The organism is Aldersonia sp. NBC_00410, assembly GCF_026342035.1.
Taxonomy (GTDB): Bacteria; Actinomycetota; Actinomycetes; order Mycobacteriales; family Mycobacteriaceae; genus Aldersonia.
The window spans coordinates 132821-159406 of sequence record NZ_JAPENM010000009.1 but is presented as its reverse complement, the minus strand read 5'-3'; the positions used below and the strand labels follow the sequence as shown (position 1 = coordinate 159406).

Annotated in this window: 19 protein-coding genes and 1 pseudogene; 16 read left to right on the top strand and 4 right to left on the bottom strand. The window is 68.5% G+C overall.

Annotated features, from left to right (window positions below; all coding sequences use genetic code 11):
* Positions 1-8 precede the first annotated feature (8 nt).
* Positions 9-1658 carry a glucose-6-phosphate isomerase gene (gene pgi / locus OG921_RS20780; protein WP_266114421.1) on the bottom strand — a complete coding sequence of 550 codons (1650 nt, stop codon included), beginning with the start codon at positions 1656-1658 and terminating at the stop codon, positions 9-11.
* A gap of 60 nt (positions 1659-1718) precedes the next feature.
* On the opposite strand from pgi, the gene OG921_RS20775 reads away from it, so the two are divergent.
* Positions 1719-3185, top strand: coding sequence for an NAD-dependent succinate-semialdehyde dehydrogenase (locus OG921_RS20775; protein ID WP_266114420.1), 1467 nt, complete (start codon positions 1719-1721; stop codon positions 3183-3185).
* Positions 3186-3309: 124 nt separating this feature from the next.
* Here the strand turns inward: OG921_RS20775 and OG921_RS20770 are convergent, their stop codons facing one another.
* Positions 3310-3600 carry a chorismate mutase gene (locus tag OG921_RS20770; RefSeq protein WP_266114419.1) on the bottom strand — a complete coding sequence of 97 codons (291 nt, stop codon included), beginning with the start codon at positions 3598-3600 and terminating at the stop codon, positions 3310-3312.
* Positions 3601-3857: 257 nt separating this feature from the next.
* On the opposite strand from OG921_RS20770, the gene pcrA reads away from it, so the two are divergent.
* Complete coding sequence (gene pcrA, locus OG921_RS20765; protein ID WP_266114418.1) at positions 3858-6377, top strand: DNA helicase PcrA; 2520 nt, start codon at positions 3858-3860, stop codon at positions 6375-6377.
* Between the two features lie 49 nt (positions 6378-6426).
* Here pcrA and OG921_RS20760 read toward each other — a convergent pair.
* Positions 6427-7212 (bottom strand): annotated as a pseudogene (locus OG921_RS20760) (M23 family metallopeptidase); the annotation flags it as partial.
* Positions 7213-7646: 434 nt separating this feature from the next.
* Between OG921_RS20760 and OG921_RS20755 the strand changes: the two are divergent.
* From OG921_RS20755 to OG921_RS20720, 8 genes are all read left to right on the top strand, one after another.
* Entirely contained in the window at positions 7647-9404 is a 1758-nt protein-coding gene (locus OG921_RS20755) for a hypothetical protein (RefSeq protein WP_266114417.1), read from the top strand.
* 214 nt (positions 9405-9618) lie between these two features.
* Positions 9619-10788 carry an ADP-forming succinate--CoA ligase subunit beta gene (gene sucC, locus OG921_RS20750; RefSeq protein WP_266114416.1) on the top strand — a complete coding sequence of 390 codons (1170 nt, stop codon included), beginning with the start codon at positions 9619-9621 and terminating at the stop codon, positions 10786-10788.
* A 14-nt stretch (positions 10789-10802) separates the two neighbouring features.
* Complete coding sequence (gene sucD, locus OG921_RS20745) at positions 10803-11717, top strand: succinate--CoA ligase subunit alpha (RefSeq protein ID WP_266114415.1); 915 nt, start codon at positions 10803-10805, stop codon at positions 11715-11717.
* Positions 11718-11880: 163 nt separating this feature from the next.
* Positions 11881-12858 carry a DUF5336 domain-containing protein gene (locus tag OG921_RS20740; RefSeq protein WP_266114414.1) on the top strand — a complete coding sequence of 326 codons (978 nt, stop codon included), beginning with the start codon at positions 11881-11883 and terminating at the stop codon, positions 12856-12858.
* Between the two features lie 72 nt (positions 12859-12930).
* The gene (locus tag OG921_RS20735; RefSeq protein WP_266114413.1) at positions 12931-14343 is read left to right on the top strand and encodes a DUF6350 family protein; all 1413 of its coding nucleotides are present in this window, start codon (positions 12931-12933) and stop codon (positions 14341-14343) included.
* A gap of 83 nt (positions 14344-14426) precedes the next feature.
* Entirely contained in the window at positions 14427-15074 is a 648-nt protein-coding gene (gene purN, locus OG921_RS20730; RefSeq protein WP_266114541.1) for a phosphoribosylglycinamide formyltransferase, read from the top strand.
* Complete coding sequence (gene purH / locus OG921_RS20725) at positions 15067-16638, top strand: bifunctional phosphoribosylaminoimidazolecarboxamide formyltransferase/IMP cyclohydrolase (RefSeq protein ID WP_266114412.1); 1572 nt, start codon at positions 15067-15069, stop codon at positions 16636-16638. Before purN ends, purH begins: the two co-directional genes overlap by 8 nt.
* Before the next feature lie 197 nt (positions 16639-16835).
* A complete protein-coding gene (locus tag OG921_RS20720) occupies positions 16836-18161 on the top strand; it encodes an HNH endonuclease signature motif containing protein (RefSeq protein ID WP_323182841.1) in 1326 nt (441 codons plus the stop codon).
* Positions 18162-18214: 53 nt separating this feature from the next.
* On the opposite strand, the gene OG921_RS20715 is transcribed toward OG921_RS20720, so the two are convergent.
* Positions 18215-18922 carry a CPBP family intramembrane glutamic endopeptidase gene (locus OG921_RS20715; protein ID WP_266114410.1) on the bottom strand — a complete coding sequence of 236 codons (708 nt, stop codon included), beginning with the start codon at positions 18920-18922 and terminating at the stop codon, positions 18215-18217.
* Between the two features lie 260 nt (positions 18923-19182).
* Between OG921_RS20715 and OG921_RS20710 the strand changes: the two genes are divergently transcribed.
* The 6 genes from OG921_RS20710 (at position 19183) to OG921_RS20685 (ending at position 26585) form a co-directional block, all read left to right on the top strand.
* Complete coding sequence (locus OG921_RS20710) at positions 19183-20568, top strand: sigma 54-interacting transcriptional regulator (RefSeq protein ID WP_266114409.1); 1386 nt, start codon at positions 19183-19185, stop codon at positions 20566-20568.
* On the top strand, positions 20568-22565 hold the full coding sequence (locus OG921_RS20705; RefSeq protein ID WP_266114408.1) for a VWA domain-containing protein: 1998 nt from the start codon (positions 20568-20570) through the stop codon (positions 22563-22565). Before OG921_RS20710 ends, OG921_RS20705 begins: the two co-directional genes overlap by 1 nt.
* 31 nt (positions 22566-22596) lie before the next feature.
* Positions 22597-23166 carry a potassium channel family protein gene (locus tag OG921_RS20700; RefSeq protein ID WP_266114407.1) on the top strand — a complete coding sequence of 190 codons (570 nt, stop codon included), beginning with the start codon at positions 22597-22599 and terminating at the stop codon, positions 23164-23166.
* Positions 23167-23454: 288 nt separating this feature from the next.
* Positions 23455-24309: an ABC transporter permease gene (locus OG921_RS20695; protein ID WP_266114540.1), complete on the top strand. Its 855-nt coding sequence runs from the start codon at positions 23455-23457 to the stop codon at positions 24307-24309.
* Positions 24309-25172 carry an ABC transporter permease gene (locus OG921_RS20690; RefSeq protein WP_266114406.1) on the top strand — a complete coding sequence of 288 codons (864 nt, stop codon included), beginning with the start codon at positions 24309-24311 and terminating at the stop codon, positions 25170-25172. Before OG921_RS20695 ends, OG921_RS20690 begins: the two co-directional genes overlap by 1 nt.
* Positions 25173-25181: 9 nt before the next feature.
* Positions 25182-26585: an MlaD family protein gene (locus OG921_RS20685; protein WP_266114405.1), complete on the top strand. Its 1404-nt coding sequence runs from the start codon at positions 25182-25184 to the stop codon at positions 26583-26585.
* Position 26586 lies beyond the last annotated feature (1 nt).

Genomic DNA, 26586 nt, shown 5'->3' with positions numbered 1-26586 from the left:
CCCGCCGGTCAGGCCGAGCGGCCGCGATTGGTGCGGTACCACCGCACCAGTGCGTCGGTCGACGAATCAGATTGCGGTGCGGGCGGATTCGGGTTGCTGAGTACCGGCTCCAGTTCGAGCGCCTGCATTTTGCCCAGCTCCACGCCCCACTGGTCGAACGGGTCGAGTCCCCACACGGTGCCCTCGACGAACACCTGATGCTCGTAGAGCGCGATGAGCTGACCGACCACCGACGGGGTGAGCTTCGGCGCGAGGATCGTCGTCGTCGGCCGGTTGCCCGGCATCACCTTGTGCGGCACCACCTCCGGCGCCGTGCCCTCGGCCGCGATCTCCTCCGCGGTCTTGCCGAACGCGAGCACCTTCGTCTGCGCGAACAGGTTCGACATGAGGATGTCGTGCATGCTTCCGAGGCCGTCGATGGTGGCGAGATCGTCGGTGGGCTCGGCGAATCCGATGAAGTCCGCCGGGATCAGCCGGGTGCCCTGGTGCAGCAGTTGATAGAACGCGTGCTGGCCGTTGGTGCCCGGCTCGCCCCAGAAGATCTCGCCGGTCGGAGTGGTGACCGGGGTTCCGTCCGCCCGCACCGACTTGCCGTTCGACTCCATCGTCAGCTGCTGCAGATACGCGGCGAAGCGCGCGAGGTCATTCGAATAGGGCAGCACCGCACGGGATTCGGCGCCGAAGAAGTTCGAGTACCACAGCCCGATCAGACCGAGCAGGACCGGCGCGTTCGACTCGAACGGGGCGGTGCGGAAGTTCTCGTCGATCGCGTGCATGCCGGCCAGGAAATCCGCGAAGTTCTCCTTGCCGATCGCGGCCATCACCGACAGCCCGATCGCCGAATCCACCGAATAGCGGCCACCGACCCAGTCCCAGAAGCCGAACATGTTGGCCGTGTCGATGCCGAATTCGGCGACCCGCTCGGCGTTCGTCGACACCGCGACGAAATGCTTGGCCACTGCGTCGTCACCGAGCGCGCCGGTGAGCCAGCGCCGCGCCGCGGTCGCGTTGCTCAGTGTCTCCAGCGTGGAGAACGTCTTGGACGCGACCACGAACAGCGTCGTCGCCGGGTCGAGACCTGCGAGCGCGCCGACCAGATCCGCTGGATCGACATTGGAGACGAAGCGGCACGCGATGCCGGCGTCGGCGTAGTGCCGCAACGCCTGATAGACCATCACCGGCCCGAGGTCGGACCCGCCGATGCCGATGTTGACCACCGTCGCGATCCGCTCGCCGGTGGCGCCACGCCACTGCCCCGACCGCACGGCGTCGGTGAACTCGCCCATCCTGTCGAGGACCTCGTGCACATCGGTGACGATGTCCTGGTCGTCGACGGTGAGTTCGGCCGATGCGGGCAGGCGTAGTGCGGTGTGCAGCACCGCACGGTCCTCGGAGGTGTTGATGTGCACGCCGGAGAACATCGCGTCGCGCCGTTCCTCGACACCCGCCGCGCGGGCGAGGTCGAACAGTCGGCGCAGCGTCTCGCTGGTGAGTCGGTGCTTGCTGTAGTCGATGTAGAGGTCGCCCACCGTGACCGTCAACGTCGACGCACGGTTCGGATCGGCGGCGAACAGGTCGCGCAGATTTGCCTCGGATATCGAGTCGAAGTGGGTCCGCAGGGCCTTCCAGGCATCCGTGCCAGTGATGTCGGCGCTCATGCTTGGCAGCCTAGGCGTCCGGGGGTGTGCGCGTGCGCCGATACAGGGCATGCTCGAAGCATGGATTCCAAGCCAGCCGTGCAACGCGCACTCGAATCGGTTCCCACCGGACTCTGGATCGGCGGACGCAGCGTCGACGCGGAGAAGGGCGCGACATTCGCCGTCCACGACCCCGCCACCGGCGAGCCCATCACCCACGTCGCCGACGCGACCCCGGCCGACGCGATCACCGCGCTCGATGCCGCCGCGGCCGCGCAACCGGACTGGGCCGCGACGCCCGCGCGCAAACGCAGCGAGATACTGCGCGCGGTGTTCGAGGCGATCACCGAGCGCGCCGACGAGATCGCGCTGCTGATGAGCCTGGAAATGGGAAAGGCACTGGCGGAGAGCAAGTCCGAGGTGACCTATGGTGCCGAGTTCTTCCGCTGGTTCAGCGAGGAGGCAGTACGGGTGTCCGGGCGGTACCAGTCCTCGCCCGCGGGCAACGGCCGAATCCTGGTGCACAAGCAGCCGGTCGGGCCGTGCCTGGCGATCACGCCGTGGAACTTCCCGCTCGCGATGGGCACCCGCAAGATCGGTCCGGCGCTGGCCGCCGGCTGCACCATGATCGTCAAGCCCGCGTCGGAAACCCCGCTGACCATGCTGCTTTTGGCGAAGCTGTGCAGCGACGCCGGGCTGCCACCCGGCGTGCTTTCCGTGCTCACGACCAAGCACTCGCGTGAGGTGACCGAGCCGCTGCTGAACGACCCGCGGCTGCGCAAGCTCACCTTCACCGGGTCGACGGAGGTCGGCCGGACACTCGTGGAGAAGTCGGCAAAGGGGCTGCTGCGCACGTCGATGGAACTCGGCGGCAACGCACCGTTTCTCGTCTTCGACGATGCCGATCTCGACAAGGCGGTCGAGGGCGCGATGCTGGCGAAACTCCGCAACGGGGGCGAGGCCTGCACGGCCGCGAACCGGCTGCACGTGCAGGACGGGGTGCGTGCGGAGTTCACCGAAAAGCTCATCGAGCGGATGTCGAAGCTGACCCTCGGGCCGGGCACCGACCCGTCGACCGACCTCGGCCCGCTGATCAACTCCGACCAATTGGAGACGGTGTCCGATCTGGTCGAGGATGCCGTGGCCGCCGGCGCGCAGCTGCGGCTCGGCGGTAAGGCGCCGGGCGGGCCAGGCTGGTTTTATCCGGCGACGGTGCTCACCGATGTGCCGGCCAACGCGCGGATCCTGCGTGAGGAGGTGTTCGGACCCGTCGCGCCGATCACCGGGTTCGACACCGAGGAGGAGGCCATCGCAATCGCGAACGACACCGAGTTCGGACTGGTCGCCTACCTCTACACCGAGAGCCTGGACCGGGCCCTACGGGTAGCCGAAGCGCTGGAGAGCGGCATGGTCGGAGTCAACCGCGGCGTCATTTCCGACGCGGCCGCGCCATTCGGCGGTGTGAAAGCGTCCGGGTTCGGCCGCGAGGGCGGGTCCGAGGGGATCGAGGAGTACCTCGAGACGAAGTACATCGCGCTGACCCCGTAAGCGGCACGATCAGATCGACTGAACGGTTCCGTTCAGTCGGTACTGCGTGGCTAGGCCGTGAACGGAAGATTTGTTGCGTTCAACGGAGTGAACGCTTCCGTTCACTCCGTTGAATCCGGATCGGTCAGTGCCCGAGGCGGCCACGCCCGAGGCGCAGCAGCAGCATCGCCAGGGTGTGGCCCTCCTGGCCGAGTTCGCTGAACCGCTCGATGACCTTCATCTCGCGGCTGTGCACCAGGCGGGTGCCGCCGGAGGCCATCCGAGTGCGGCCGATGATTCGGGAGACTTCGGTGCGGCGCTTGATCGCGGCGAGGATCTGCGCGTCGAGATCATCGATCTCGTGACGAAGATTGTCGATCTCTTCTTCGCTGCGGGGCACCGCGTCGGCGTCTGCGGTGTCGGTCGTGGGGGCCATATCGTCTCCTCGGGTGGCAATCCGGACGAGCGTGTCGCGCGTGGCGGCTCGGTCCTGGTTCACCGGCGACGCGACCTCACGGTCGGTCTCGCCGTCGGATCGGCGCGTGGGCGCTGTCGAACGCCGATACGAGTCTGCCACGCCCGCAATGATCGGCCAAACCCGTTTTGCTGGGAGGATGCTGTGAATGCCTTCCGGCGACGCGCGTTGCGGGGCGTGCACGCGGCGTCGGTGCGCAGCGGTAGCGTTGACGAGCGATGAACGACGCTGCTGCCACGCCCAACAATGACACCGCGCCGACGAGGAATCACACCGTCGGGCGAAGCACCGCACGCCGTGACGGGGACTCCGACGAGGTCGTCACCCGCCTGCTCGACGGGCTGAATGCGGAGCAGCGCCGCGCGGTCCTGCATACCGGGTCGCCGCTGCTGATCGTCGCCGGTGCCGGCTCCGGCAAGACCGCGGTGCTCACCCGGCGGATCGCCTACCTGCTCGCCGCCCGTGGCGTGACGCCCGGGCAGGTACTGGCCATCACGTTCACCAACAAGGCCGCCGCGGAGATGCGTGAGCGGGTGATCGGCCTCGTCGGTCCGCGTGCACGCAATATGTGGGTGTCGACGTTCCACTCGAGTTGTGTGCGGATCCTGCGCGCGCAATCCGGGCTGTTGTCGGGGATGAACTCCAACTTCTCGATCTACGACGCCGACGATTCCCGGCGTTTGCTGACGATGATCGGACGCGACTTCGACCTCGATGCGAAGAAGTTTTCCGCCCGGATGCTGGCCACCGCGATCTCGAACCTGAAGAACGAACTGATCGGCCCCGAGCGCGCCGTCGACGATGCGGAGAAGGACGGCGGCGATCTGCCGCGCCTCGTCGCCAGGGTCTACGCCGAGTACCAGCGGCGGTTGCGCGGCGCGAACGCGATGGACTTCGACGACCTCATCGGCGAGACGGTCGCGCTGCTGCAGAGCCATCCACAGGTGGCCGAGTACTATCGCAGGCGGTTCCGGCACGTGCTCGTCGACGAGTACCAGGACACCAACCATGCGCAGTACGTGTTGGTCCGTGAGCTCGTCGGCACCTCCGGTGGCGAGGTGCCGCCGGGAGAGTTGTGCGTGGTCGGCGATGCGGACCAGTCGATCTACGCGTTCCGGGGCGCGACGATCCGCAATATCGAGGAGTTCGAGCGCGACTACCCGAACGCGCAGACGATCCTGCTCGAGCAGAACTACCGCTCCACCCAGCACATCCTGACCGCAGCCAACGCGGTGATCTCGCGCAATGTCGGCAGGCGCGACAAGCGGCTGTGGACCGACGCCGGGGATGGCGAGCTGATCACCGGATACGTCGCCGACAACGAGCACGACGAAGCGTCCTTCGTCGCCCGCGAGATCGACCGTCTCGTCGATGCCGGTGAGGCGAAGTTCAACGACGTCGCGGTGTTCTACCGGACGAACAACAACTCCCGCGCGCTGGAGGAGATTTTCATCCGGCTCGGGCTGCCCTACAAGGTTGTCGGCGGGGTGCGGTTCTACGAGCGCAAGGAGATTCGCGACGTCGTCGCCTACCTGCGGGTGATCGACAACCCGGAGGACACGGTGAGCCTGCGCCGGATCCTCAACACCCCGCGCCGCGGCATCGGCGACCGGGCCGAGGCGTGCGTGGTCGTACATGCCGAGCAGAAGGGCATCGGCTTCGGCGACGCGCTGCGCGACGCGGCGGACGGAAAGGTGTCGCTGCTCAACACTCGTTCGCAGCGCGCGATCGGTGGGTTCCTCGAGTTGATGGACGGGCTGCGCACCGTTGCCGCGCGCAGTGACGAGGGATTTTTCGACGTCGGCGAGGTGGTCGAGGCGATCCTCGACCGCACCGGATACCGGGCCGAACTGGAAGCCTCCAGCGACCCGCAGGACGGCGCCCGGCTGGATAACCTCAACGAGTTGGTCAGCGTGGCAAGCGAATTCAGCTCCGAAGCGCGCAACCTCGCGGCGCTCGCCGAGGCCGACGCCGACGGCAGGGACGCGGTCGATCTGGACACCGCCGAGGATGCGGAGGCCTCCGACGGCGAACCGGAGCCGGGGTCGCTCGCGGCGTTCCTGGAGCGCGTGTCGCTCGTCGCCGATACCGATCAACTCCCGGATTCCGGGGACGGCGTCGTCACGATGATGACCCTGCACACCGCGAAGGGGCTCGAGTTCCCGGTCGTGTTCGTCACCGGCTGGGAGGACGGACAGTTCCCGCACATGCGCGCCCTGGGTGACCCGGCCGAGCTGTCCGAGGAACGGCGGCTCGCCTACGTCGGCATCACGCGGGCGCGGCGGCGGCTCTACCTCACTCGGGCGGTTATGCGCTCGGCCTGGGGCCAGCCGATCTCGAACCCGGAATCACGCTTCCTGCAAGAGATTCCGGGCGAACTTCTGGACTGGCGACGGCTGGATCCGGCTGCTTCGTTCGGCGCACGCGGTGGGCGTGGCGGCCGGCGCGACGACCGGGACGAGGGGTTCGAACGCGACTGGACCCGAACCGAGCGGCCGGGAATGCGCAGCGCCGCGGGGCGGGCCGGCGGCTACGTGCGCCCGGCGCCCGGGTCGAAGCGCAACAACACCGAACTCGTTCTCGACGTCGGCGATCGGGTCAGCCACGACAAGTACGGGCTGGGCACGGTGATCGCCGCCGATGGGATCGGTCCGCGCGCAACCGTGACGATCGATTTCGGCACGGCAGGCAAGGTGCGACTCATGTTGATCGGCGGCGTGCCGATGGTGAAGCTCTAGGGCGTAGTGCGGGGTGCGCCACCGCGCGGCGGGTGAGTGCGGCGGATGGTCAGTCGCGCTCGGCGCCGACGCTGATGCCCCTGGAGGCCAGCCACGGAATGGGGTCGACCTTGTTCGCGCCGTCGAGCCAGACTTCGAAGTGGCAGTGCGGGCCGGTGGAGAAGCCGCGGTTACCCATCTTGGCGATCTCGTCGCCGGCCATCACGTGCTGGCCGACTGCGACCGTGGCCGAGTCGATGTGCCCGTACACGGTGATCGTGCCATCGGCGTGCTTGAGCCGGACCCACATGCCGAAGCCGGAGGCCGGGCCCGCATCGATCACATCGCCGTCGGCCACGGCCCGGATCGGGGTCCCGATCGAGTTGGCGATATCGATGCCGAGGTGCGAGGTACCCCAACGGGCACCGAAACCCGAGGTGTAGGTGCCGTCGGTGAACTTGACGTAGAGCGGGCGGAGCTTGGCGGCCTCTTCGGCGGCACGCTCCTGCGCGAATTTCTGGCCCTTGGCGATCAGGTCGTTGAACTGAGTCAGGTCGACAGGGGCGGCCACGTTGAGCACCTGCGGTGCCTTCTTCGCGGGCGCCGCGGCGGTGTCGTCGGAGCCTGCGGCGGTGGCGGTGGCGGTGGCGGTGACGTCCGGCGCGAGCGCGGAGACCTCCGACGTGCGGCCGGCAAGCGCGATTTCGGTGGATTCGGTGGCCGGAGCCTGGGCCGGGGTGCCTTCGCTCGCCGCCTGCGTGGCCGCGGCGACAGCACCCGCAGCGAGGGCGACTACCGCGGCGCGACTGCGCATACCGTGCGACGGCGCGGCTACGCGGTGCCGACCACCACGAGTTTCGACCCGGGTCTCGTTCGCGGGCTGTGCCACATCGGAGGAGGAAGCGGTTTCGGCTTGCGCTACCGCGGGAAACTCGAGGACACCGCCGGCCAGGGTTTTGAACGAGTAACCCTGCGAAGGGTTAAGGGTGCGGCTCGAACGTGGCTCGAACGGGGCGAGGTCCGCATGCCCGCTCGCCTGGCGCGATGTGCGCCTTGTTGAGCGGTGCGAAGTCAAGGTTCTAGCCTCCCCGTTGTGACCGGAATGTGACTTTGGTAAATCCGACGGTAACGAAATGGTTCCGAGGGGCGCAACCCGATCACCTGGAGGTTTGCCAAGTGTGATGCCAATCACAGCATGGATCAGGGCGTTTCGGGGAATGCGGCCGGACCGCGCGAAACGGTCATCCGGAAGCCGGTCGGTGACCTGTGCGAGACGTTAACGTTACCGGCATGTCCGTTGCAGTCGAGGTCAGCGCACTGCCCGACGGGAAAACTCTCCTTCGGGCGGGCGTCGCCGCGGTTGTTCTGGCCGTCGTCGCCTCGGCGCTCGCGCCCATGATCGGCGTGGCCGGTGCCGCCGCCGGCCCGGATCCCCGCGCCGTCGCTGCGGCGTCGTGGTGCGCGGCCCTGCTCATGCTCACGGTCGCCGGGCTGGCGATATTCGCGGCGATCCGCGGGTGTGCGGCCGCAACCGGAGGCCTGCTCGTCGGGTTCGGCGCGGTGTGCGCGGCGCTACTGGTTTTCGATGCAGGTCTACTGCGTCGCCCGATCGACTCGAATCGTTTCGAACTGCTTCGACCCCTCTCGGCCGCCGACCTGACTTTGTCCGGTGGCGCCTGGCTCGTGATCGCGGGTCATCTCGCCGGCGTCCTCGCGGGCGGGATCGGGCTGGCGCTACTGCACCGCGTGACCCTGCGCGACGGCTATGGCGATTCGGTCGATCCCGACCTGTCCGGGCGGCCGATCGGTGTCCGGCTGGGGCCATGGTTCGCCGGTACGAGCGTCGCGATCGCGTTCGCCTTCGCTATCGCCCTCATTCCCGCCGCCTGGACCGCGACGGATCCGGTGCTGGTCGTGCATCCGTTCGTTGAGTCATCGGCGTCGACCATCGCAGGCACCGTCACGCTCGGGCTCGTCGTGCTGATCGGCACCGGCTTGGCACTCGCCTCACCGGAGGCGTGGACGGCCGCGGGGCTGCTCACCGGCCTCGGACTCACCGCGTGCGCGTTCGCGGCTGCGCGTCTCGGCGCGAGCGCCGATCCCGGCCTCTCGCCGACGCCGGCCGCTCTGGTGGCGGTACTCGCCGCCGCGGCATTGGTGCTGGTCGGCGCCGCGATACCTCCCCTGGTCGCGCGCCGCGATCGTCGCGCGCTGGAGCGAGACGATCCCCAAACCACGCTGCGAGGTCGAAAGTCCCTGTCCACCTTTGTCATTCATGCTCTCGCGGGCGCCATGGGCGTGCTCACCGCGGTGCTGGTCGCGGTCGGTGCGTTGGTGCCCGCGCTGGTGGTGCCTGCCGGGCGAACGGCACCCGAGGTGCTCGCCGACGGTCCGGCACTCGTTGCCGCGCTCGGGTTGGCCGCGACCTGCGTGTGGCTGTTCTTCTCCGAGTTCGCCGCCACGGTCCGGCCCGCGGTGGTCCCGATCGCCGCTGCCGCGGCGCTCGGCGCCACCGGGGTGACGCAGGCTGCGTTGGACGGTGTGCGCATCCCTGGCATCGAGATCGGTGTCGGCGGCGTTTTCGCGATGATCGGGGTGCTCGCCGCGGCCGCGACGGCCGTTCTGGTCGGCTTCGCCGGTGCCGCCGAACGCGACGAGATCGACCTCGCCGACCTGCCGGATCGGGATCCCACGCTGCTCGCAGTCGGTGGTGCCGGGGCCGTTTCCGCGACGGTCGCCCTTGCCCTGCCGATACACCGCGGCGCCACGTCGTTCGACCTGCCTTGGGGCTGGGACACCTGGGGGCATGCGCAACTGGCCGCCGTACTCATCGGTGCCGCCGTGGTCGCGGCCGGCGCTCGTCCGGCCCGGGCGATCGCGCTGCTCACCGGCGCTGCGCTCGCCGTGCTCGGCTATCTTCTCTGGTGGCCGCTGACCGGCGAAAGCCCCGGTCCCGGTGTGCCGTTCGCGGTGGTCGCGATCGTCGCATTCGCCGTTGCCGCGCTGCTGTGCGGACGCCGCGATGCCGCCGCTGGACGCCGGACGTAGAGTCGGACCTGCGACTGGTCGCTGCGCAGGCTCCGCTCCAGCGACTGGTCGCTGCGCAGGCTCCGCTCCTGCGCGTCGCGGGACCGCACGCCGCAGGTGACATGGACCACAAGCAGTCAAGGCGGTGGGTTGTCCCACGATCCCACTGACTAAAGTCCCTACGGGCCCGCCCCTAACCCTCGGGTGGGCGTCAACGCAGACGAGACGGTGAAATATGGATCTCTTCGAATACCAGGCGAAGGAACTCTTCGCCAAGCACGGAGTGCCGTCGTCGGCAGGCCGGGTCACCGACACGGCCGACGACGCTCGTGCGATCGCCGAGGAAATCGGCAAGCCGGTCATGGTCAAGGCGCAGGTCAAGGTAGGCGGCCGCGGCAAGGCCGGTGGCGTCAAGTACGCCGCCACCCCGGACGACGCGCTCACCCACGCGCAGAACATCCTCGGCCTCGACATCAAGGGCCACGTGGTGAAGAGGCTGCTCGTCGCCGAGGCGAAGGACATCGCCGAGGAGTACTACATCTCCTTCCTGCTCGATCGGTCCAACCGCACCTACCTCGCGATGTGCTCGGTCGAAGGCGGCATGGAGATCGAAGAGGTCGCCGCGACCAAGCCCGACCGGCTGGCCAAGGTTCCCGTCGACGCCGTCAAGGGTGTCGACCTCGCGTTCGCGCGCAGCATCGCCGAGCAGGGCCATCTGCCCGCCGAGGTGCTCGACGCCGCCGCGGTGACCATCCAGAAGCTGTGGGAGGTCTTCGTCGGCGAGGACGCGACCCTGGTGGAGGTCAACCCCCTGGTCCGTACCCCGGAAGACGAGATCCTGGCCCTCGACGGCAAGGTCACCCTCGACGCCAACGCCGACTTCCGGCAGCCGGATCACGTCGAGTTCGAGGACAAGGACGCGACCGATCCGCTCGAGCTCAAGGCCAAGGAGAACGACCTCAACTACGTCAAGCTCGACGGCGAGGTCGGCATAATCGGCAACGGCGCCGGACTGGTCATGTCCACCCTGGATGTCGTCGCCTACGCCGGTGAGAAGCACGGCAACGTCAAGCCCGCCAACTTCCTCGACATCGGTGGTGGCGCTTCGGCCGCGGTCATGGCCGCCGGCCTCGACGTCATCCTGAACGACGCGCAGGTCAAGAGCGTGTTCGTCAACGTCTTCGGCGGGATCACCGCCTGTGACGCGGTCGCCAACGGCATCGTCGGTGCACTGCAGACCCTCGGTGACGAGGCCAACAAGCCGCTGGTCGTCCGTCTCGACGGCAACAATGTCGACGAGGGCCGCCGCATCCTCGCCGAGGCCAACCACCCGCTGGTCACGGTGGTCGCCACCATGGACGAGGCCGCCGACAAGGCTGCCGAACTCGCGTTCGCCGCGAAGTAAAGGGACTGGAAACAATGGCAATCTTCCTCACGAAGGACTCCAAGGTCATCGTCCAGGGCATCACCGGTGGCGAGGGCACCAAGCACACCGCTCTGATGCTCAAGGCGGGCACGCAGGTCGTCGGCGGCGTCAACGCACGCAAGGCCGGTACGACCGTGTCGCACACGGACAAGGACGGCAACCCCGTCGAACTGCCCGTGTTCGCTTCCGTCGCCGAGGCGATCGAGAAGACCGGCGCGGACGTCTCCATCGCGTTCGTCCCCCCGGCGTTCTCGAAGGACGCCATCATCGAGGCCATCGACGCGGAGGTCCCGCTGCTCGTGGTCATCACCGAGGGCATCCCGGTGCAGGATTCCGCGTTTGCGTGGGCCTACAACGTCGAGAAGGGCAACAAGACCCGGATCATCGGCCCGAACTGCCCCGGCATCATCACCCCCGGCGAGGCACTCGTGGGCATCACCCCGGCGAACATTGCCGGCAAGGGTCCGATCGGCCTGGTCTCCAAGTCCGGCACGCTGACCTACCAGATGATGTTCGAGCTGCGTGATTACGGCTTCTCGACCGCCATCGGTATCGGCGGCGACCCGGTCATCGGCACCACACACATCGATGCGATCGAGGCCTTCGAGAAGGATCCGGAGACCAAGCTGATCGTGATGATCGGCGAGATCGGCGGCGACGCCGAGGAGCGTGCGGCCGAATACATCAAGGCCAACGTCACCAAGCCGGTCGTCGGCTACGTCGCGGGCTTCACCGCGCCGGAGGGCAAGACGATGGGTCACGCCGGCGCAATCGTGTCCGGCTCGTCGGGCACCGCCGCCGCGAAGCAGGAGGCCCTCGAGGCCGCCGGTGTCAAGGTCGGCAAGACGCCGTCCGCGACCGCCGCGCTCGCTCGCGAGATCCTGGAGAAGGCCGCCGTCTCGGCCTGACAGTTTCGAAACCACCCCGACCGCCCGCACACCAGCAGTGTGCGGGGCGGTCGGGGTTTTCGCGTATTCGGGATGCACGCTCCGGGCACGTCCTCCTCGCCCGTCGGGTCCGGCTAGTAGCGTCGGCAGTGGACGAAACCACACCGCACGATGAGGAGATGACATGTCATACCCAGCCGGGCCCACCGGAGGCGCGACACCCGGTGACGCCACACCGTCCGGCGAGTCCGCGGCGACCGCCGACGAGCGGCTGCCGCGGCTGCTGCTCGCCGCGACGGCCGTGCTCGGTGTGGTGGTCTTCCTGCTCGGCTTCGCGCCGTACGTCACCTTCCACGCGATGTCGGGCATGGGCGGTGCGTCCAGCAGCATCTTCGAACTCGGCTCGGTGACGGCCTTGCTCGGCTTCCTGCTGCTCGGTGGTGTGGCCGCCGGGCTGTCGCTGCTGCCGAAGCAGGATCTGCGCGGCGTGGCCGCGGCCGCAGCGGCGGTCGGCTTCGTGACGCTGCTGGTGCAGTCGCTCAATCTCGGTGAGGGTGTCAAGCTCGCCGGCGCGGCGTACGCGACGCTGGTGATCGCGTTCCTCGAGGCTGCCGTGGCCATTGCCGCGTTCGTGCTCGGCACCGGGCTGGTCACGCTGCCCGCGAAGACCACGCAGCGCGGCTACGCGCCGTTCCAGCAGGGCGGCGGTGGTTACGGGTCCGGCTACGGCCAGCAGGGCTACGGCGCACCGTCCTATGGCGGTCAGCAGGGTTACGGCCAGCAGCCCGGCTATGGCCAGCAGGGCCAGCCGGGTTACGGCCAGCAGGGCCAGCCCTACGGCCGCCCGCAGGGCTACCCGCAGTCGGGCGGTTACGGGGCACAGCCGTCCCCCGGCCAGGGGGCACAGCCGTCCCACGGCCAGGGGGCACAGCCGTCCCACGGCCAGCCGCAGTATCCGCGGCAGGAGGGCTACGGCCAGCAGTACGGTGCCGCCGCGTCCGGCGGCTACCCGGGCCAGTGGCCGTCGTACCCGGCCGGTGAGTCCGCAGGCAAGGACACCTCCGCCGGACCCACCCAGGCGATTCCGACGCAGGACTCCGGGACCGAGGCCGGCGGCGACGCCACGCAGGCGTTCCGGCCGTCCGACGACGAGAAGAACTAGCCCAACCCCAGTCGCCCGCACCCGCGGCGCGCCTCTCCCTGACGCGCTGCGGGTGATGACAGGCTGGGCCCGATGAGCGCAGTACTCGACACCGAAGACAGCCGAGTCACCCGCGATCCCGACGGTGGACGCCGCGGCCTGCCGGAACTGTCCCCCGAACGTGCCAAGACCCTCGTCGTGGTCGCCTTCCGGCCCGCGCTGGTGGCGCTGGCCCTGGTCGCGACGCTGGTAGTGGTGTCCCTGGTCGCCGCGAACAGCGACCTCACCGGGGCGTTCGGCGGTATCGCGGGCACTTGGCTCGGCATCCACCAGGTGCCGCTCACCATCGGCGATCGCACCCTCGGCCTGCTTCCGCTGCTGCCGACCATCGGCGTCATCTGGTTCGTCGCGCGCACCTGCGAGCGAGCGGTGGCCGGCGCCAAGTCGCCGCGCGAGATCGGCGCCATCGCGGCGGCCGCGATCGCCGGGCCGCTGGTCTGCACTCTGATCGCGCTTGCCGTCGTCGCGGATGCTGCCGAGGTGATCCCGCTCGATTCGCCGTCCGCGCTCGCCGCGCTGGGCTGGGTTGCGCTGATCCACCTGATCGGCGTGGTCGCGGGTCTGCTGCACGCGCGCTGGCGGGAAATCGCGATGGCGGCCCGGCTACCGGATTGGGCGGTCGCGGGCGCGCTCGCCGCGGTGACCGCGCTGCGCAGGCTCGTGATTGCCGGGGCGGTGCTCGCGGTGCTCTCGCTACTCGTCCACGCCTCGACCGTGCTCGACGGCTTCGACGTCGTCGACGGGTTCACCGGCGTCATCGGTGTGTTCGTACTCGTAGTGGCGTATCTGCCGAACGTCGTCATCTCGGCAGCGGCTTTTCTGCTCGGCGCCCCGGTGCAGACCGGTACCGGCAGCATCGGGCTGTTCGACGTGACCGGTGCCGAGATTCCGGCGTTCCCGCTGTTCGCTGCCGTCCCCACCGGGCCCGCGGCGCCGTGGTGGGCGGCGCTGCTGCTCGTTCCCGCGGTGCTCGGCGGGCTGCTCGGTCGGGACTGCGCACTTGCCTGTGCGCACCGGATCGCCGCCGCCCAAGCCGCACTGACGGCGGGGGCGCTGATCGGGGTTGCCGCCGTGCTGGCCGCAGCGATCTCCGGCGGAACGCTCGGTGCGTTCGGCATGTTCGGTCCGCAGGCGCTGTGGGCGGGATTGTGCGCGCTCGGCTGGTTCGGTGTGCTGGGCGGACTGGTCGCGTTGGCACGCGGTGCGCGTCCGCCGCGCGCCGACGGATCAGACGAGTCACCGTTCGCCGGTGACGATTCGCCCATCGGTGTTGCAGCGGTGGACAGCGCGCCGCCCGTCATCGCCACGCCCGCGCCCGTCGACGCCGAACTCATCGGTGCACCACCACAAGACGAAGTAGACGCCGAGGCCGACACGGCCGACATCGTCGATGCCGAGGTCGTGGAAATGGACCTCGACCAGGGTCGTGGTCAGCCGGGCGGATAGGCTTTGCGGCGCAGGCGGCGGCGGGCGATTCCCATTTGCCGAGCCGCAGCGCCCACTTTCCGTCGAGTGCCAGGAGTACGACGCTGAACGCCCCGCGTGAACCGCAACGCCCGGCCCCGTCCGCTCCGGCTCGGGTGGTCGTGCTCGCATCGGGAGCCGGGACCCTGTTCGCCTCCCTGCTCGATGCCGCCTCGGCCGCCGAATACCCGGCGCGCATCGTCGGGCTCGGCGTCGACCGCGACTGCGCGGCCACCGCGCATGCGGAGCGCGCCGGCCTCACCCATTTTCGGGTCGCGTTGCGGGACTTCACCGACCGCGGCGCGTGGGATATCGCGCTCGCCGACGCCGTCGCGGCGTTCGAGCCCGATCTGGTCGTCACGGCCGGGTTCATGAAGATCCTCGGGCCGGTGTTCCTCGACCGGTTCGGTGGGCGGATCGTCAACTCCCACCCGGCGCTGCTGCCCGCGTTCCCCGGTGCGCACGGTGTCGCCGATGCGCTCGCCTACGGTGTGAAGGTCACCGGCACCACGGTGCATCTGGTCGACGGCGGCGTCGACACCGGGCCGATCCTGGCGCAGGAAGCCGTCGCCGTTCGGCCGGACGACGACGAGGACACCCTGCACGAACGCATCAAAGTGGTGGAGCGAAGACTGTTGGCGGAGGTCGTGGCGGCGGTTGCCGTGCACGGCGTCGACTCCGATGGACGAAAGGCCCGGATTCTCAGTGAGTGAACGTACCGAAATTCGCCGTGCGCTGGTAAGCGTGTACGACAAGGCCGGGCTGGTCGAGCTCGCCACCGGTCTGCACGAGGCGGGAGTCGAGCTGGTGTCGACCGGATCGACCGCGTCGCGCATTGCCGACGCCGGTATCCCGGTCACCAAAGTGGAAGAGCTGACCGGATTTCCGGAGACGCTGGACGGCCGGGTGAAGACCCTGCATCCGCGCGTCCATGCCGGCATCCTGGCCGACACCCGCAAGCACGAACATCTCGCACAGCTCGATGAGCTCGGTGTGGCGGCGTTCCAGCTGGTCGTGGTGAATCTTTACCCGTTCACCGAGACCGTGGCCAGCGGTGCCACCCCCGACGAGTGCGTGGAGCAGATCGACATCGGCGGTCCGTCGATGGTGCGCGCCGCGGCGAAGAACCACCCGTCGGTCGCCGTCGTCGTGGATCCGGCCCGCTACACCGATGTGCTGGCTGCGGTCAAGGCCGGTGGGTTCACCCTCACCGAGCGGACTGCCCTTGCAGCACAGGCGTTTCAACACACCGCGGCCTACGACGTGGCCGTCGCGAGCTGGATGTCGAACGTCCTCGTCGGTGACACCACCGACGAGGGCGATGCGCCGGTGTTCCCGGAATGGGTTGGTGCGACGTGGAACCGCGGGGCGGTGCTGCGCTACGGCGAAAACCCGCATCAGGCGGCGGCACTGTATCGCAACGATGCCGCAGCACCCGGGCTGGCGCAGGCAAAACAGTTGCACGGCAAGGAGATGTCGTACAACAACTACACCGATGCCGACGCGGCCTGGCGCGCCGCCTACGACCACGCCGAGCCGACTGTCGCGATCATCAAGCACGCCAACCCCTGCGGTATCGCGCTGGGTTCCGACATCGCCGAGGCGCATCGCAAGGCGCACGCCTGTGACCCGGTGAGTGCGTTCGGTGGCGTCATCGCGGCCAACCGGGAGATCACCGTCGAGATGGCCGAGCAGGTGGCCGAGATCTTCACCGAGGTGATCATCGCGCCCGGCTACGCCGACGGTGCCGTCGAGGTGCTGGCGCGCAAGAAGAACGTGCGCATTCTGATCGCGGAGCCGCCGCGCGCCGGTGGTGCCGAACTACGGCCGATCTCCGGTGGGGTGCTGCTGCAGCAGCGCGACGAGATACACGCCGCCGGTGACGATCCCGCAAACTGGACCCTGGCCGCGGGCGAGGCCGCTGACGCGGCAACCTTGACGGACCTCGAATTCGCTTGGCGGGCATGTCGTGCGGTGAAGTCGAATGCAATTCTGCTTGCCCACGAAGGTGCTTCGGTCGGTGTCGGCATGGGTCAGGTGAACCGGGTCGACGCGGTGCACCTCGCGGTGCAGCGGGCGGGGGACCGGGCGAAAGGCTCGGTGGCCGCCTCCGATGCGTTCTTCCCGTTCCCGGACGGCCCGCAGGGGCTCATCGCCGCGGGCATCCGCGCGATCGTGCAGCCGGGCGGCTCGGTGCGCGACCAGGAAACCATCGACGCGGCAAAGGCGGCGGGTGTCACGCTGTACCTCACCGGGTCGCGGCACTTCGCGCACTAGCAGGTCGGCCCATAGCGCTGGTCGCCGCGGAGTTGGGGTAGCGGATCGTGCTCAGCGGTTGTTCCCCGCAGTTCGTGGGTGTTGACGTCCTCGTGGATCGACGGGCCCAACTTGTCGGTGCCCCTGGATAGACTTTGATCATGCTGGGGGGCATGGATACTGCGGAGGCGTTGGACGCGCTCAACGCGGCGGTGTCCATGGTCGCCGGGCTCGATTTCGAGGCGATGAGCAGCGCTGGCCGGTTGGCGGTGCTGCGCGAGCTCGAGGCCGCTTCTCGGCGGCAGACCAGCGTGGGTTATGAACTGCTGCAAAGCCTTCGCGATCATCGGACGCTCGCGGATTTCGGTGGCGAGAATACGCATCAGGTCGTGGCGGACGCGTTGCGGATCACCCGGCTGGACGCGAAGAAACGCTTCGACACCGCCGAGCAGTTGGCGTCACGCGCCTCGTTCACCGGGGAGCCGCTGGTACCGGAGCTGGCGGCGACCGCCGAGGGTGTCCGGAGCGGCGTGCTCGGTGACGGGCATGTGCAGGTGATCCGCTCGTTTCTCAAACATCTGCCGCATGCGATCGACGCCGGCACCCGCGAGCACGCGGAGGCGCAGCTGGCGGGATTCGCTGAGTCGATGCGCCCGGATGAGTTGCGCAAGGTCGCCGACCGGCTTGCGGGGTATCTGAACCCGGACGGGGAGTTCGATGAGATCGACCGGGCCCGCAAACGCGGGCTCTGGCTCGGTAAACAGGACTTGGACGGGATGAGTAGCTTGACCGGACGCCTCGATCCGGAATTGCGGGCCTTGTTCGAGCCGATCCTCGAGAAGCTCGCCGCTCCCGGGATGTGCAACCCGGCGGATGAGTCGCCGCGGGTGGATGGTGAGCCGGACGAGGAGACCTCCCGGCGAGACAACCGCTCGATGGGTCAGCGGCACCACGATGCGGTCAAGGCGATGTGCCGCGCCCTGCTCGCTTCCGGTGAGCTGGGTCGGCATCGGGGCCTGCCGGTGACGGTGATCGTGTCCACCACGCTGCAAGAACTGAAGGACCTGGCGGGGCCGGCCGCGACGGCGGGCGGGTCACTGCTGCCGATGCGGGACCTGGTGCGGATGGCCGCGCACGCGCACCACTATCTGTGCATTTTCGATGACGTTGATCAACGGGTGTGGAATCTGGGCCGGTCCAAGCGGATCGCATCCCCGGATCAGCGGATCGTGTTGCATGCCCGCGATATCGGCTGCAGCTACCCCGGGTGCACCATGGCTGGCTACCGCGCCGAGGCCCACCACGTGCGCGAGTGGGCCGATGGCGGCGCGACCGATATCGAGAACCTGACCTTCGTGTGCCCGGCGCATCACAAACTGGCCGGCCCTGGTGAGGATCAGTGGCGCACCCACCGCTACCGCGGCCACACCGCCTGGATCCCACCAAGGCATGTCGACCCGCGACAACGCCCAAGGATCAACCACTTCCACCACCCGGGTGACACGCTCACCGCGGACTCTGCGGGCGACGGCAATCCGCCGTAGCCGCTCCCGCTCGTGGAATGCAGCCGCCGAGCTTGGCGGCTGATCTCGCGCGCTCAGCTCAGCTGCCAGGCCAGTGCCGCGCCGATCGCCCCGAACCCGTTGAGCGCCCAGTGCAGTGCCACGCCGGCAAGCAGGTTGCCGGTGTACCAGCGCAACCAGCCGAACACCAGGCCCGCCGCGGTGGTCGCGACGACCGCCCCGAGCACGCCGAGCACTTGCGCGCCGGTGTCCCCGCCGAGCCGGTCCGACATGCCGGCGTTGCTTGCGGCCAGGCCGAGTGAACTCAGCACGTGCCATAGCCCGAACGTGACGGCCGACCCGGCGATCGCTATCTGCGGGCGTGCCACGCGCAGCCAGGTACCGAGCAGGACGCCGCGGAAGATCAGTTCCTCCGGTACGGCCGTTACCAGCGGGATGATCACGAGCGCCGCGAACAGGGCAGGGCCGATCGAGTCGTAGGCCTCGTTGCGGAACAGGCTGCGAGTGAGCGGCAACGCGACACCGACCGCGACCGCGACGGCGATAAGGCCCACGATCGCCGCGGCATAGCGCGGCCCGCGGCCTGCCGTCGAACGGCCCAATCCGAGTTCGGTCCAGCTCAGCCCGCACAGCCGTGCCGCCGCGACCAACGCGAGCGCGCCGACCGGCACGACGAACGACTGCGCCGGTTCGTCGAGGAAGTGGGCGAGCAGGTTGATCGCGAGAATCGCACCGAGTACGGCGGCGAGGCCGGCCCAGCGGTGCCACCTGGCCGCGTCCATGTGAGCACGGTAACCGGCGGTCAGCTCCGAGTCGTGACGAATTCGGTGCGAAACAGCCCCCACCTGGAGTGCGGAGGAGTACAACGTGAGCCATGCAGGAAACACCGCTCGACTTTCTCAGCGGCGTGGTGTGGCTGACGGGGGAGATGTTCGTCCGGATACCGGAGTACTTCTGGGCCTTCGTCGACACCATCGTCGCGATTGTGCAGTAGCCGAACCACCCAGTGGCCGCATCGGCGGAACGCTCGTAGTTTGTAGTAGTGACCGCAACTCAGGATCGGCCCGTCACCGTCGGCGAACTTCGCGCGAGCGGGCATCGTCAGCTGTCCGTCAAACAGGAGATGCGGGCGAATCTGCTCGCTGCGCTGCGCGAGGGACGCGACCCATGGCAGGGCATCGTCGGCTTCGAGGACACCGTGATTCCGCAGCTCGAGCGGGCGTTGATCGCCGGCCACGATGTGGTGTTACTCGGCGAGCGTGGCCAGGGCAAGACCCGGCTGCTGCGCACGCTGAGCGTGCTGCTCGACGAGTGGACGCCGGTGATCGAGGGCTCGGAGCTCGGTGAGCACCCCTACGAGCCGATCACGCCCGCGTCGGTACGCCGGGCCGCCGAGCTCGGCGACGACCTCCCGGTGGCCTGGCGTCATCGCAGTGAGCGTTACGCGGAAAAGCTCGCCACCCCGGACACCAGCGTCGCGGACCTGATCGGCGATGTGGATCCGGTGAAGGTGGCCGAGGGGCGCAGCCTCGGCGACCCCGAGACCATCCACTTCGGTCTGGTGCCCCGCATGCACCGCGGCATCGTGGCGATCAACGAGCTGCCCGATCTCGCCGAGCGGATCCAGGTGTCGTTGCTCAACGTCATGGAGGAGCGCGACATCCAGGTGCGCGGGTACACGCTGCGCCTCGACCTCGACGTGCTGCTCGTGGCGAGCGCGAACCCGGAGGACTACACCAACCGCGGCCGAATCATCACCCCGCTCAAGGACCGGTTCGGCGCCGAGATCCGGACGCACTACCCGCTGGCGCTCGACCACGAGATCTCGGTCATCCGGCAGGAGGCGCACCTGGACGCGGCGGTGCCCGGCTACCTGCTCGAGGTGCTCGCCCGGTTCACCCGGCTGCTGCGCGAATCGACGTCGGTGGATCAGCGTTCGGGTGTCTCCGCCCGATTCGCGGTGGCCGCCGCAGAGACGGTCGCGGCCGCGGCGGTGCACCGCGCCGCGATCCTGTCCGAGGCCGAACCCGTCGCCCGCCCGGTGGATCTGGGCACGGTCATCGACGTGCTGCGCGGCAAGATCGAGTTCGAGTCCGGCGAGGAGGGGCGCGAGCTGGAGGTGCTGGAGCATCTGCTGCGCCGGGCCACCGCAGACACTGCGCGGGAGCGGTTGGGCGGCATCGACTTCGGTCCGCTCGTCGCGGCGGTGGAGCAGGGCGATCCGGTGATCACCGGTGAGCGCATCACGGCCAAGGCGCTGCTCGCCGAGCTGCCCGAACTCGCGGCGCTCGACGAGGTCGCGGAGCGACTGGGTGCGGGCACGGACGGCGAACGCGCGGCCGCGGCCGAGATGGCGTTGGAGGGGCTGTATCTGGCCCGGCGCATCTCGAAAGTTGCCGGCGATGACGGGCAGCTGGTGTACGGCTGATGACCGTCGATCCGGCCCGCCGCGGCGGGCACGCGAGCCGCTACGTCTCCTACGACGGCAGCGATCCGCTTGCGCCCCCGGTCGATCTGCGCGAAGCCCTGGACGCGATCGGCGAGGACGTGATGGCGGGCGCCTCGCCGAGGCGGGCGCTGCAGGAACTGTTGCGCCGCGGCACGGACCGGATGAACGGGCTCGACCGGCTCGCGCAGCAGGCGCACAACCGGCGCCGGGAGTTGTTGCAGCACAGCAACTTGGACGGCACCTTGCAGGAGGTGCGCAAGCTGCTCGACGCCGCGGTGCTCGAGGAGCGCAAGGCGCTGGCCCGCGCCCTCGATGACGAGGCGCGGTTCGCCGAGATGCAGCTCGCCGAGCTGCCGCCCTCGACCGCGCAAGCGGTGCAGGAACTGTCCGAGTACGACTGGCGCAGCGCCGCGGCGCGCGAGAACTACGAGAAGATCCGCGATCTGCTCGGCCGGGAGATGCTCGATCAGCGATTCGCCGGCATGAAGCAGGCGCTGGAGAACGCCACCGACGAGGACCGCGAACGCATCAACGAGATGCTGAACGACCTCAACGATCTGCTCGACGCGCATGCGCGCGGCGAGGACACCGCCGAGAAGTTCGACAACTTCATGGACCGCCACGGCGAGTACTTCCCGGAGAACCCCCAGAGCGTCGAGGAGCTGATCGACGCGCTCGCCCAGCGTGCGGCCGCGGCACAGCGACTGCGGAATTCGCTGACCCCCGAGCAGCGGGCCGAGCTCGATGCCCTCGCCCAGCAGGCATTCGGCAGTCCGTCGTTGATGGACCAGCTCGATCGGCTCGACGCGAACCTGCGCGCCGCCCGGCCCGGTGAGGACTGGGAGGGATCACAGCGTTTCCGCGGCAACGACCCGATGGGTCTCGGCGAGGGCACCTCCGCACTGCAGGAGATTGCCGAGCTCGAGCAGCTCGGCGATCAGCTCGCCCAGCAGTACGCGGGCGCGCAGCTCGACGATGTCGACCTCGACGCGCTGGCCCGTCATCTCGGCGACGAAGCGGTGGCCGATCTGAAGACCCTTGCCGAGCTGGAGAAGGCATTGCAGCGCGAGGGATTCCTCGACAAGGGGCCGGACGGGCAGTGGCGGCTCTCGCCGAAGGCGATGCGCCGGCTGGGCGAGGCGGCGCTGCGCGATGTCGCGGACCAGTTGTCCGGGCGCGCGGGACAACGCGACAGCCGCAAGTCCGGTGCACTCGGCGAGCCGACCGGTGCGAGCCGACCGTGGGAGTTCGGTGACACCGAGCCCTGGGACGTGACGCGAACCGTCGCCAACGCGGTGCTGCGGGAGGCGTCGAGGCGCGCGATCGCCGAGCGCGGTGGCGGCTTCGACCGGGCTCCGGTGCGGCTGAAGGTGGTTGACGTCGAGGTCACCGAGACCGAGCAGCGTTCGCAGGCTGCGGTCGCCCTGCTCGTCGATACGTCGTTCTCCATGGTGATGGAGGGCCGCTGGGTACCGATGAAGCGGACCGCGCTGGCACTGAACCACCTCGTCACCACGCGGTTTCGGGGTGATCACCTGCAGCTGATCGGCTTCGGACGCTATGCCCGCACGCTCAGCACGGCCGAACTGGCCGGCCTGGACGGCGCGTACGAGCAGGGCACCAACCTGCATCACGCGCTGATGCTGGCCGGCAGGCATCTGCGGCGCAATCCGAACGCGCAGCCGGTGGTGCTGGTGGTCACCGACGGCGAACCCACCGCGCATATCGAGCCGGAGGGCTACGCGCACTTCGACTATCCGACCAGCATGCGCACCATCGCCCTGACGGTGCGCGAGCTGGACAACCTCACCAAGCTCGGGTCGCAGGTCACCTTCTTCAAGTTGGGCGAGGACCCGGGCCTGGCGCGGTTCGTCGACCGGATGGCACGCCGGGCGGGTGGTCGCGTCGTGTCACCCGACCTCGACGGACTCGGTGCCGCGGTGGTCGGCGACTATATGCGGCTACGGAAGCGCTGACCGAACGGAGGTTGCGCTCTAGGCTCGCACCGTGATCGCCAACAGCGGTGGTGTGGTGTTCGGTCCCGATGCCCAGTTGACGCCGAAACAGCGCCGCGCGCTCATCCGCCGCGCGCTGCTGCGCCCGACACTCACCGCCGGTCTCCTACTGCTCATGTATTCGGTCGTGCCGTTGACCGATTACGACAAGCGACGCGACTGGATCCTGCTGGTCGTGGTCCTGGTCGCCTTCGGTCTGGTCGTTTATTGGCAGATCAACCGAATTCTGGATTCGGACCGTCCGGTGCTGCAGGGGCTGGAGGCGCTGGCCGCGGCGATGCCGATCTACCTGCTCGGCTTCTCGGCTCTCTACTTCGAGATGGCAGCCGGTGACCCGGATCTGTTCTCCGAGCCGCTATCCCGCACGGCGGCGGTCTATTTCACCGTCACGGTCTTCGCAACCGTCGGCTTCGGTGACATCACCCCAACAACAGACCTCTCCCGCGCGATTGTCACCGGCCAGATCATGTGCAACCTGTTCGTCATCGGCCTGGGTGGGCGGGTGCTGTACGGGGTCGTCCGGCACGGCCTCGATCGCAAGAACGCCCGGACGTCGGACTAACTGCGTCCGAATCGGGACATATTTAGCTTCGCTGTGACGTAGGTCCCACCCGCTGTCTCCTGCCGCCGACCTGTCGTCCGGTTTCGCGTGTTTGTACAGCGCACAGCGTTGTGGCGTCTTGCCGAAATTTCTGGCATGGTTTCCGGCGGTGCGGTGGGCCCGCAGAGTGGCGCAAGAGAACGGCTGTTAACTTACAGCTTGTGTCACTCGGCTCGTTTGTGACACACTCCACTGCGCACCGGCCCCTGTGGGGGAGGCCATGTGCCGGTGAGGAAAGGGGTGGGCGACGTGGTCGCGACCGAAACTGCTTCGGATCAGACCGAGTTCGAAGAGTCCGTCGAGTGGGTGAAGGGGTACTGGCGCGGTCATCCGCGCCGGTCCGTCGAGACACTCGGCCGACAGGCCGCGATGGGGGCGACGGCGGTCGGGGAATTGGTGCGTTCCATCGTCGCCCGCCGCTTTCCGTTCGGTGAATTCATTCGGCAGTGCGCCTTCATGGTGAGCGTGGCCGCAGCGCCGACGCTGCTCGTCGCCATCCCGGTGGGGGTGGTGGTATCGATCCAGGTCGGGTCGCTGGTGAACCAGGTCGGCGCGACCACCTTCATCGGTGCCGTGATCGGACTCGGCATCATCCGGCAGGGCGCACCGCTGGTCACCTCGCTGATGATCGCGGGCGCGGTCGGCTCGGCCATCTGCGCCGACCTCGGCTCGCGCACCATCCGCGAGGAAATCGACGCCATGAAGGTGATGGGGGTCGACCCGATGCGTCGCCTGGTCGCGCCGCGCATTCTCGCCGCGATCATCGTCAGCGTCCTGCTCTGCGGGTTCGTGGTGTTCGTCGGTTTCCTCGTCGGCTACATGTTCAACGTCTACGTCCAGGACGGCACGCCAGGCTCGTTCATCGACACCTTCGCCTCATTCGCGGTAGCAAACGACCTGCTCGTGGCCGAGTTCAAGGCAGCGATCTTCGGCGTCATCACGGCCGTGATCGCCTGCGACACCGGGCTGCACACCCGCGGCGGACCGGCCGGTGTCGCCAATTCGGTGAACTCCGCGGTGGTTACCGCCGCGCTGATGCTGTTCGCCACCAACATCATCGTCACCCAGATCTACAACACGGTCTTCCCGAGTAAGGCAGTCTGATGGCCAGCACCTATGTGTCTCCCGTCCTGGCGCCGCTGCAGGCCGCGCGTGAGGTTGCGCTCGCGCCGAATCGCACGCTGCAGCGGATGGGTCATCAGATCGTCGTACTGTGGCAGGCGCTCGCCGCAATTCCGTTCACGATCAAGCACTATCGGCGCGAAGTCGCCCGGCTGATGGCCGACGTGACCTGGGGCAACGGCTCGCTCGTCGTCGGCGGCGGCACGATCGGCGTCATCGTCGCGCTGTGTGCGTTCGGCGGCATGACCGTGGGCATGGAGTCCTACAGCGCGTTGAACCTGCTGTCCATGAGCCCGCTGACGGGTGCGCTCTCGGCATTTGCGACCACCCGCGAGATCGGGCCGATCCTGGCCACCCTCGCGTTCGCGCTCCAGGCCGGCTGCCGGTTCACCGCCCAGCTGGGCTCGATGCGCATCTCCGAGGAGATCGACGCGCTCGAGTCGATCGCGATCCGTCCGCTGCCGTATCTGGTGACCACCCGGATGATCGCGTCGATGGTGGCGATCGTGCCGCTGTACGTGCTCGGCCTCGCCGTGGCCTACGCCGCGACACAACTCACCGTGCTGTTTCTCGGTGGCACGTCCGCGGGAACGTATGCGCACTACTTCTACCAGTTCCTGATCGGCACCGACATCTGGTTCTCGTTGATCAAGGTCGTCGTGTTCACAATGCTGGCCACGTTCGTGCAGTGCTACTACGGCTATGTCGCGACCGGTGGTCCGGAGGGGGTCGGCGTCGCGGCCGGCCGCGCGCTCAAGATGGTCATCGTTACCGTCGTATTCGCCAATCTCTTTCTCACCCTTGCAATCTGGGGCATCGACCCCGGAATCACGATCTCCGGATAGGGGCCGGCGATGATTCAGGATCCGAGCGGACGCGGGCCGTCCGGCAGGCAGTTGACGATTGCCGGAATCTGCAGCGCACTGGTAATGCTGTCGCTGCTGTACCTGCTGACGTTGCGTTACACCGGTGCATTCGAGGACGAGGTGGAAGTCACCGCCATGCTCACCTCGACCGGCGATGGGCTGCCCGCCGCGGCGGACGTCAAGTACCGCGGGCTGATCGTCGGGTCGGTGTCGCGTGTCGACATCGTCGACAAGGGCGAGGTGCAACACGTCGACATCGACCTCGACACACATTTCGCCGAATCGATTCCGAGCGACGTGAAGGCGCGCGTCGTCCCGAGCAACATCTTCGGCGTCACCGCGGTCGAACTCGTCGATGCCGGCGGTAACGCTGCCGGCTCCGCCGGTCCCGCTGGTCCCGCGCTGACCGACGGCACGATGATCGCGGAGGACACCAGCGAGGCGACGGTGCAGTTGCAATCCACCCTCACCACGTTGCGCAACGTGCTCAATCGGGTGCAGCCGGAGCGGCTCGGCCGGGTCCTTTCGACGCTGGCAGATGCACTCGATCCGGCAGCACGCGTTCCGGGTTCGACTATCGAGCGTCTCGACGTCTGGCTTACCTCCGTCGACGCGGCAATCCCGGATCTCGGCAAGTTGCTCGGCGACTTCGGCTCCGCAACAGCGGGATTGAACGCCTCCGCGCCCGAGTTGATCGACGCGCTCGGCGAGTCCGTACACAGCGCCTCCACGATCGTGGCCCGTCGCGACAACCTCGTCGCGTTGCTCGCCACCGCAGGTGGCACGGTCGACACCGTCAACAACCTGTTCGCGCGCAACCCCGATGCAGGCAAGGAACTCGTGGTCGGTGTCGACCAGGTATTCGGCTCGTTCGCCGACGACCCCGAGGCGTTGCCCTATAGCGCAGCCAACTTCAACAGGGCGTTGCGCAGCCTCGGCGAAACTTTCCGGTGGGGACCCAGCAAGCAGATGGTCTGGTCGATGGATGTGTCGTTGACGCCGTTCCAGCAGTACACCGCCAAGGACTGCCCGCACTACGGCGAGCTCGCCGGGCCACGCTGCGGCGGACCGAGTGTGCCGACGACCGCGCCGCAGCAACAGTATCCGCCGCAGCTGCTGCCGCGCCGGGTCGACTCGGCGGGGCCGGCGCCGGCGCCGGTGGCGGTGCCGCAGCTGCCGAGCGTGCCCGGCCTGCAGCTACCCGGGCTGCCTCAGTTGCCCGGCCTCCCGCCGCCCGCGCCCCAACAGCCGACGCAGGTGCATCCTGCCGCGCTGCGCGGACCCGCCGCCGTCGAGGCAGTGGTCGGCGCAAAGCCGAATGCGACGCAGTTGATACTGCTGCAGTCGGCGCTGGCCGGCGGCTCGGTGACCGTCACCGAGAAGGGGGACTAGC

What these genes read in the sequence shown, in the direction of transcription:
- OG921_RS20685 (WP_266114405.1), top strand. Translation starts at nt 25,182, where the DNA reads ATGATTCAGGATCCGAGCGGACGCGGGCCGTCCGGCAGGCAGTTGACG.
- sucC (WP_266114416.1), top strand. Translation starts at nt 9,619, where the DNA reads ATGGATCTCTTCGAATACCAGGCGAAGGAACTCTTCGCCAAGCACGGA.
- pcrA (WP_266114418.1), top strand. Translation starts at nt 3,858, where the DNA reads ATGAACGACGCTGCTGCCACGCCCAACAATGACACCGCGCCGACGAGG.
- OG921_RS20720 (WP_323182841.1), top strand. Translation starts at nt 16,836, where the DNA reads ATGGTCGCCGGGCTCGATTTCGAGGCGATGAGCAGCGCTGGCCGGTTG.
- OG921_RS20770 (WP_266114419.1), bottom strand. Translation starts at nt 3,600, where the DNA reads ATGGCCCCCACGACCGACACCGCAGACGCCGACGCGGTGCCCCGCAGC.
- sucD (WP_266114415.1), top strand. Translation starts at nt 10,803, where the DNA reads ATGGCAATCTTCCTCACGAAGGACTCCAAGGTCATCGTCCAGGGCATC.
- OG921_RS20740 (WP_266114414.1), top strand. Translation starts at nt 11,881, where the DNA reads ATGTCATACCCAGCCGGGCCCACCGGAGGCGCGACACCCGGTGACGCC.
- OG921_RS20705 (WP_266114408.1), top strand. Translation starts at nt 20,568, where the DNA reads ATGACCGTCGATCCGGCCCGCCGCGGCGGGCACGCGAGCCGCTACGTC.
- OG921_RS20775 (WP_266114420.1), top strand. Translation starts at nt 1,719, where the DNA reads ATGGATTCCAAGCCAGCCGTGCAACGCGCACTCGAATCGGTTCCCACC.
- OG921_RS20715 (WP_266114410.1), bottom strand. Translation starts at nt 18,922, where the DNA reads ATGGACGCGGCCAGGTGGCACCGCTGGGCCGGCCTCGCCGCCGTACTC.
- OG921_RS20690 (WP_266114406.1), top strand. Translation starts at nt 24,309, where the DNA reads ATGGCCAGCACCTATGTGTCTCCCGTCCTGGCGCCGCTGCAGGCCGCG.
- OG921_RS20755 (WP_266114417.1), top strand. Translation starts at nt 7,647, where the DNA reads ATGTCCGTTGCAGTCGAGGTCAGCGCACTGCCCGACGGGAAAACTCTC.
- pgi (WP_266114421.1), bottom strand. Translation starts at nt 1,658, where the DNA reads ATGAGCGCCGACATCACTGGCACGGATGCCTGGAAGGCCCTGCGGACC.
- OG921_RS20735 (WP_266114413.1), top strand. Translation starts at nt 12,931, where the DNA reads ATGAGCGCAGTACTCGACACCGAAGACAGCCGAGTCACCCGCGATCCC.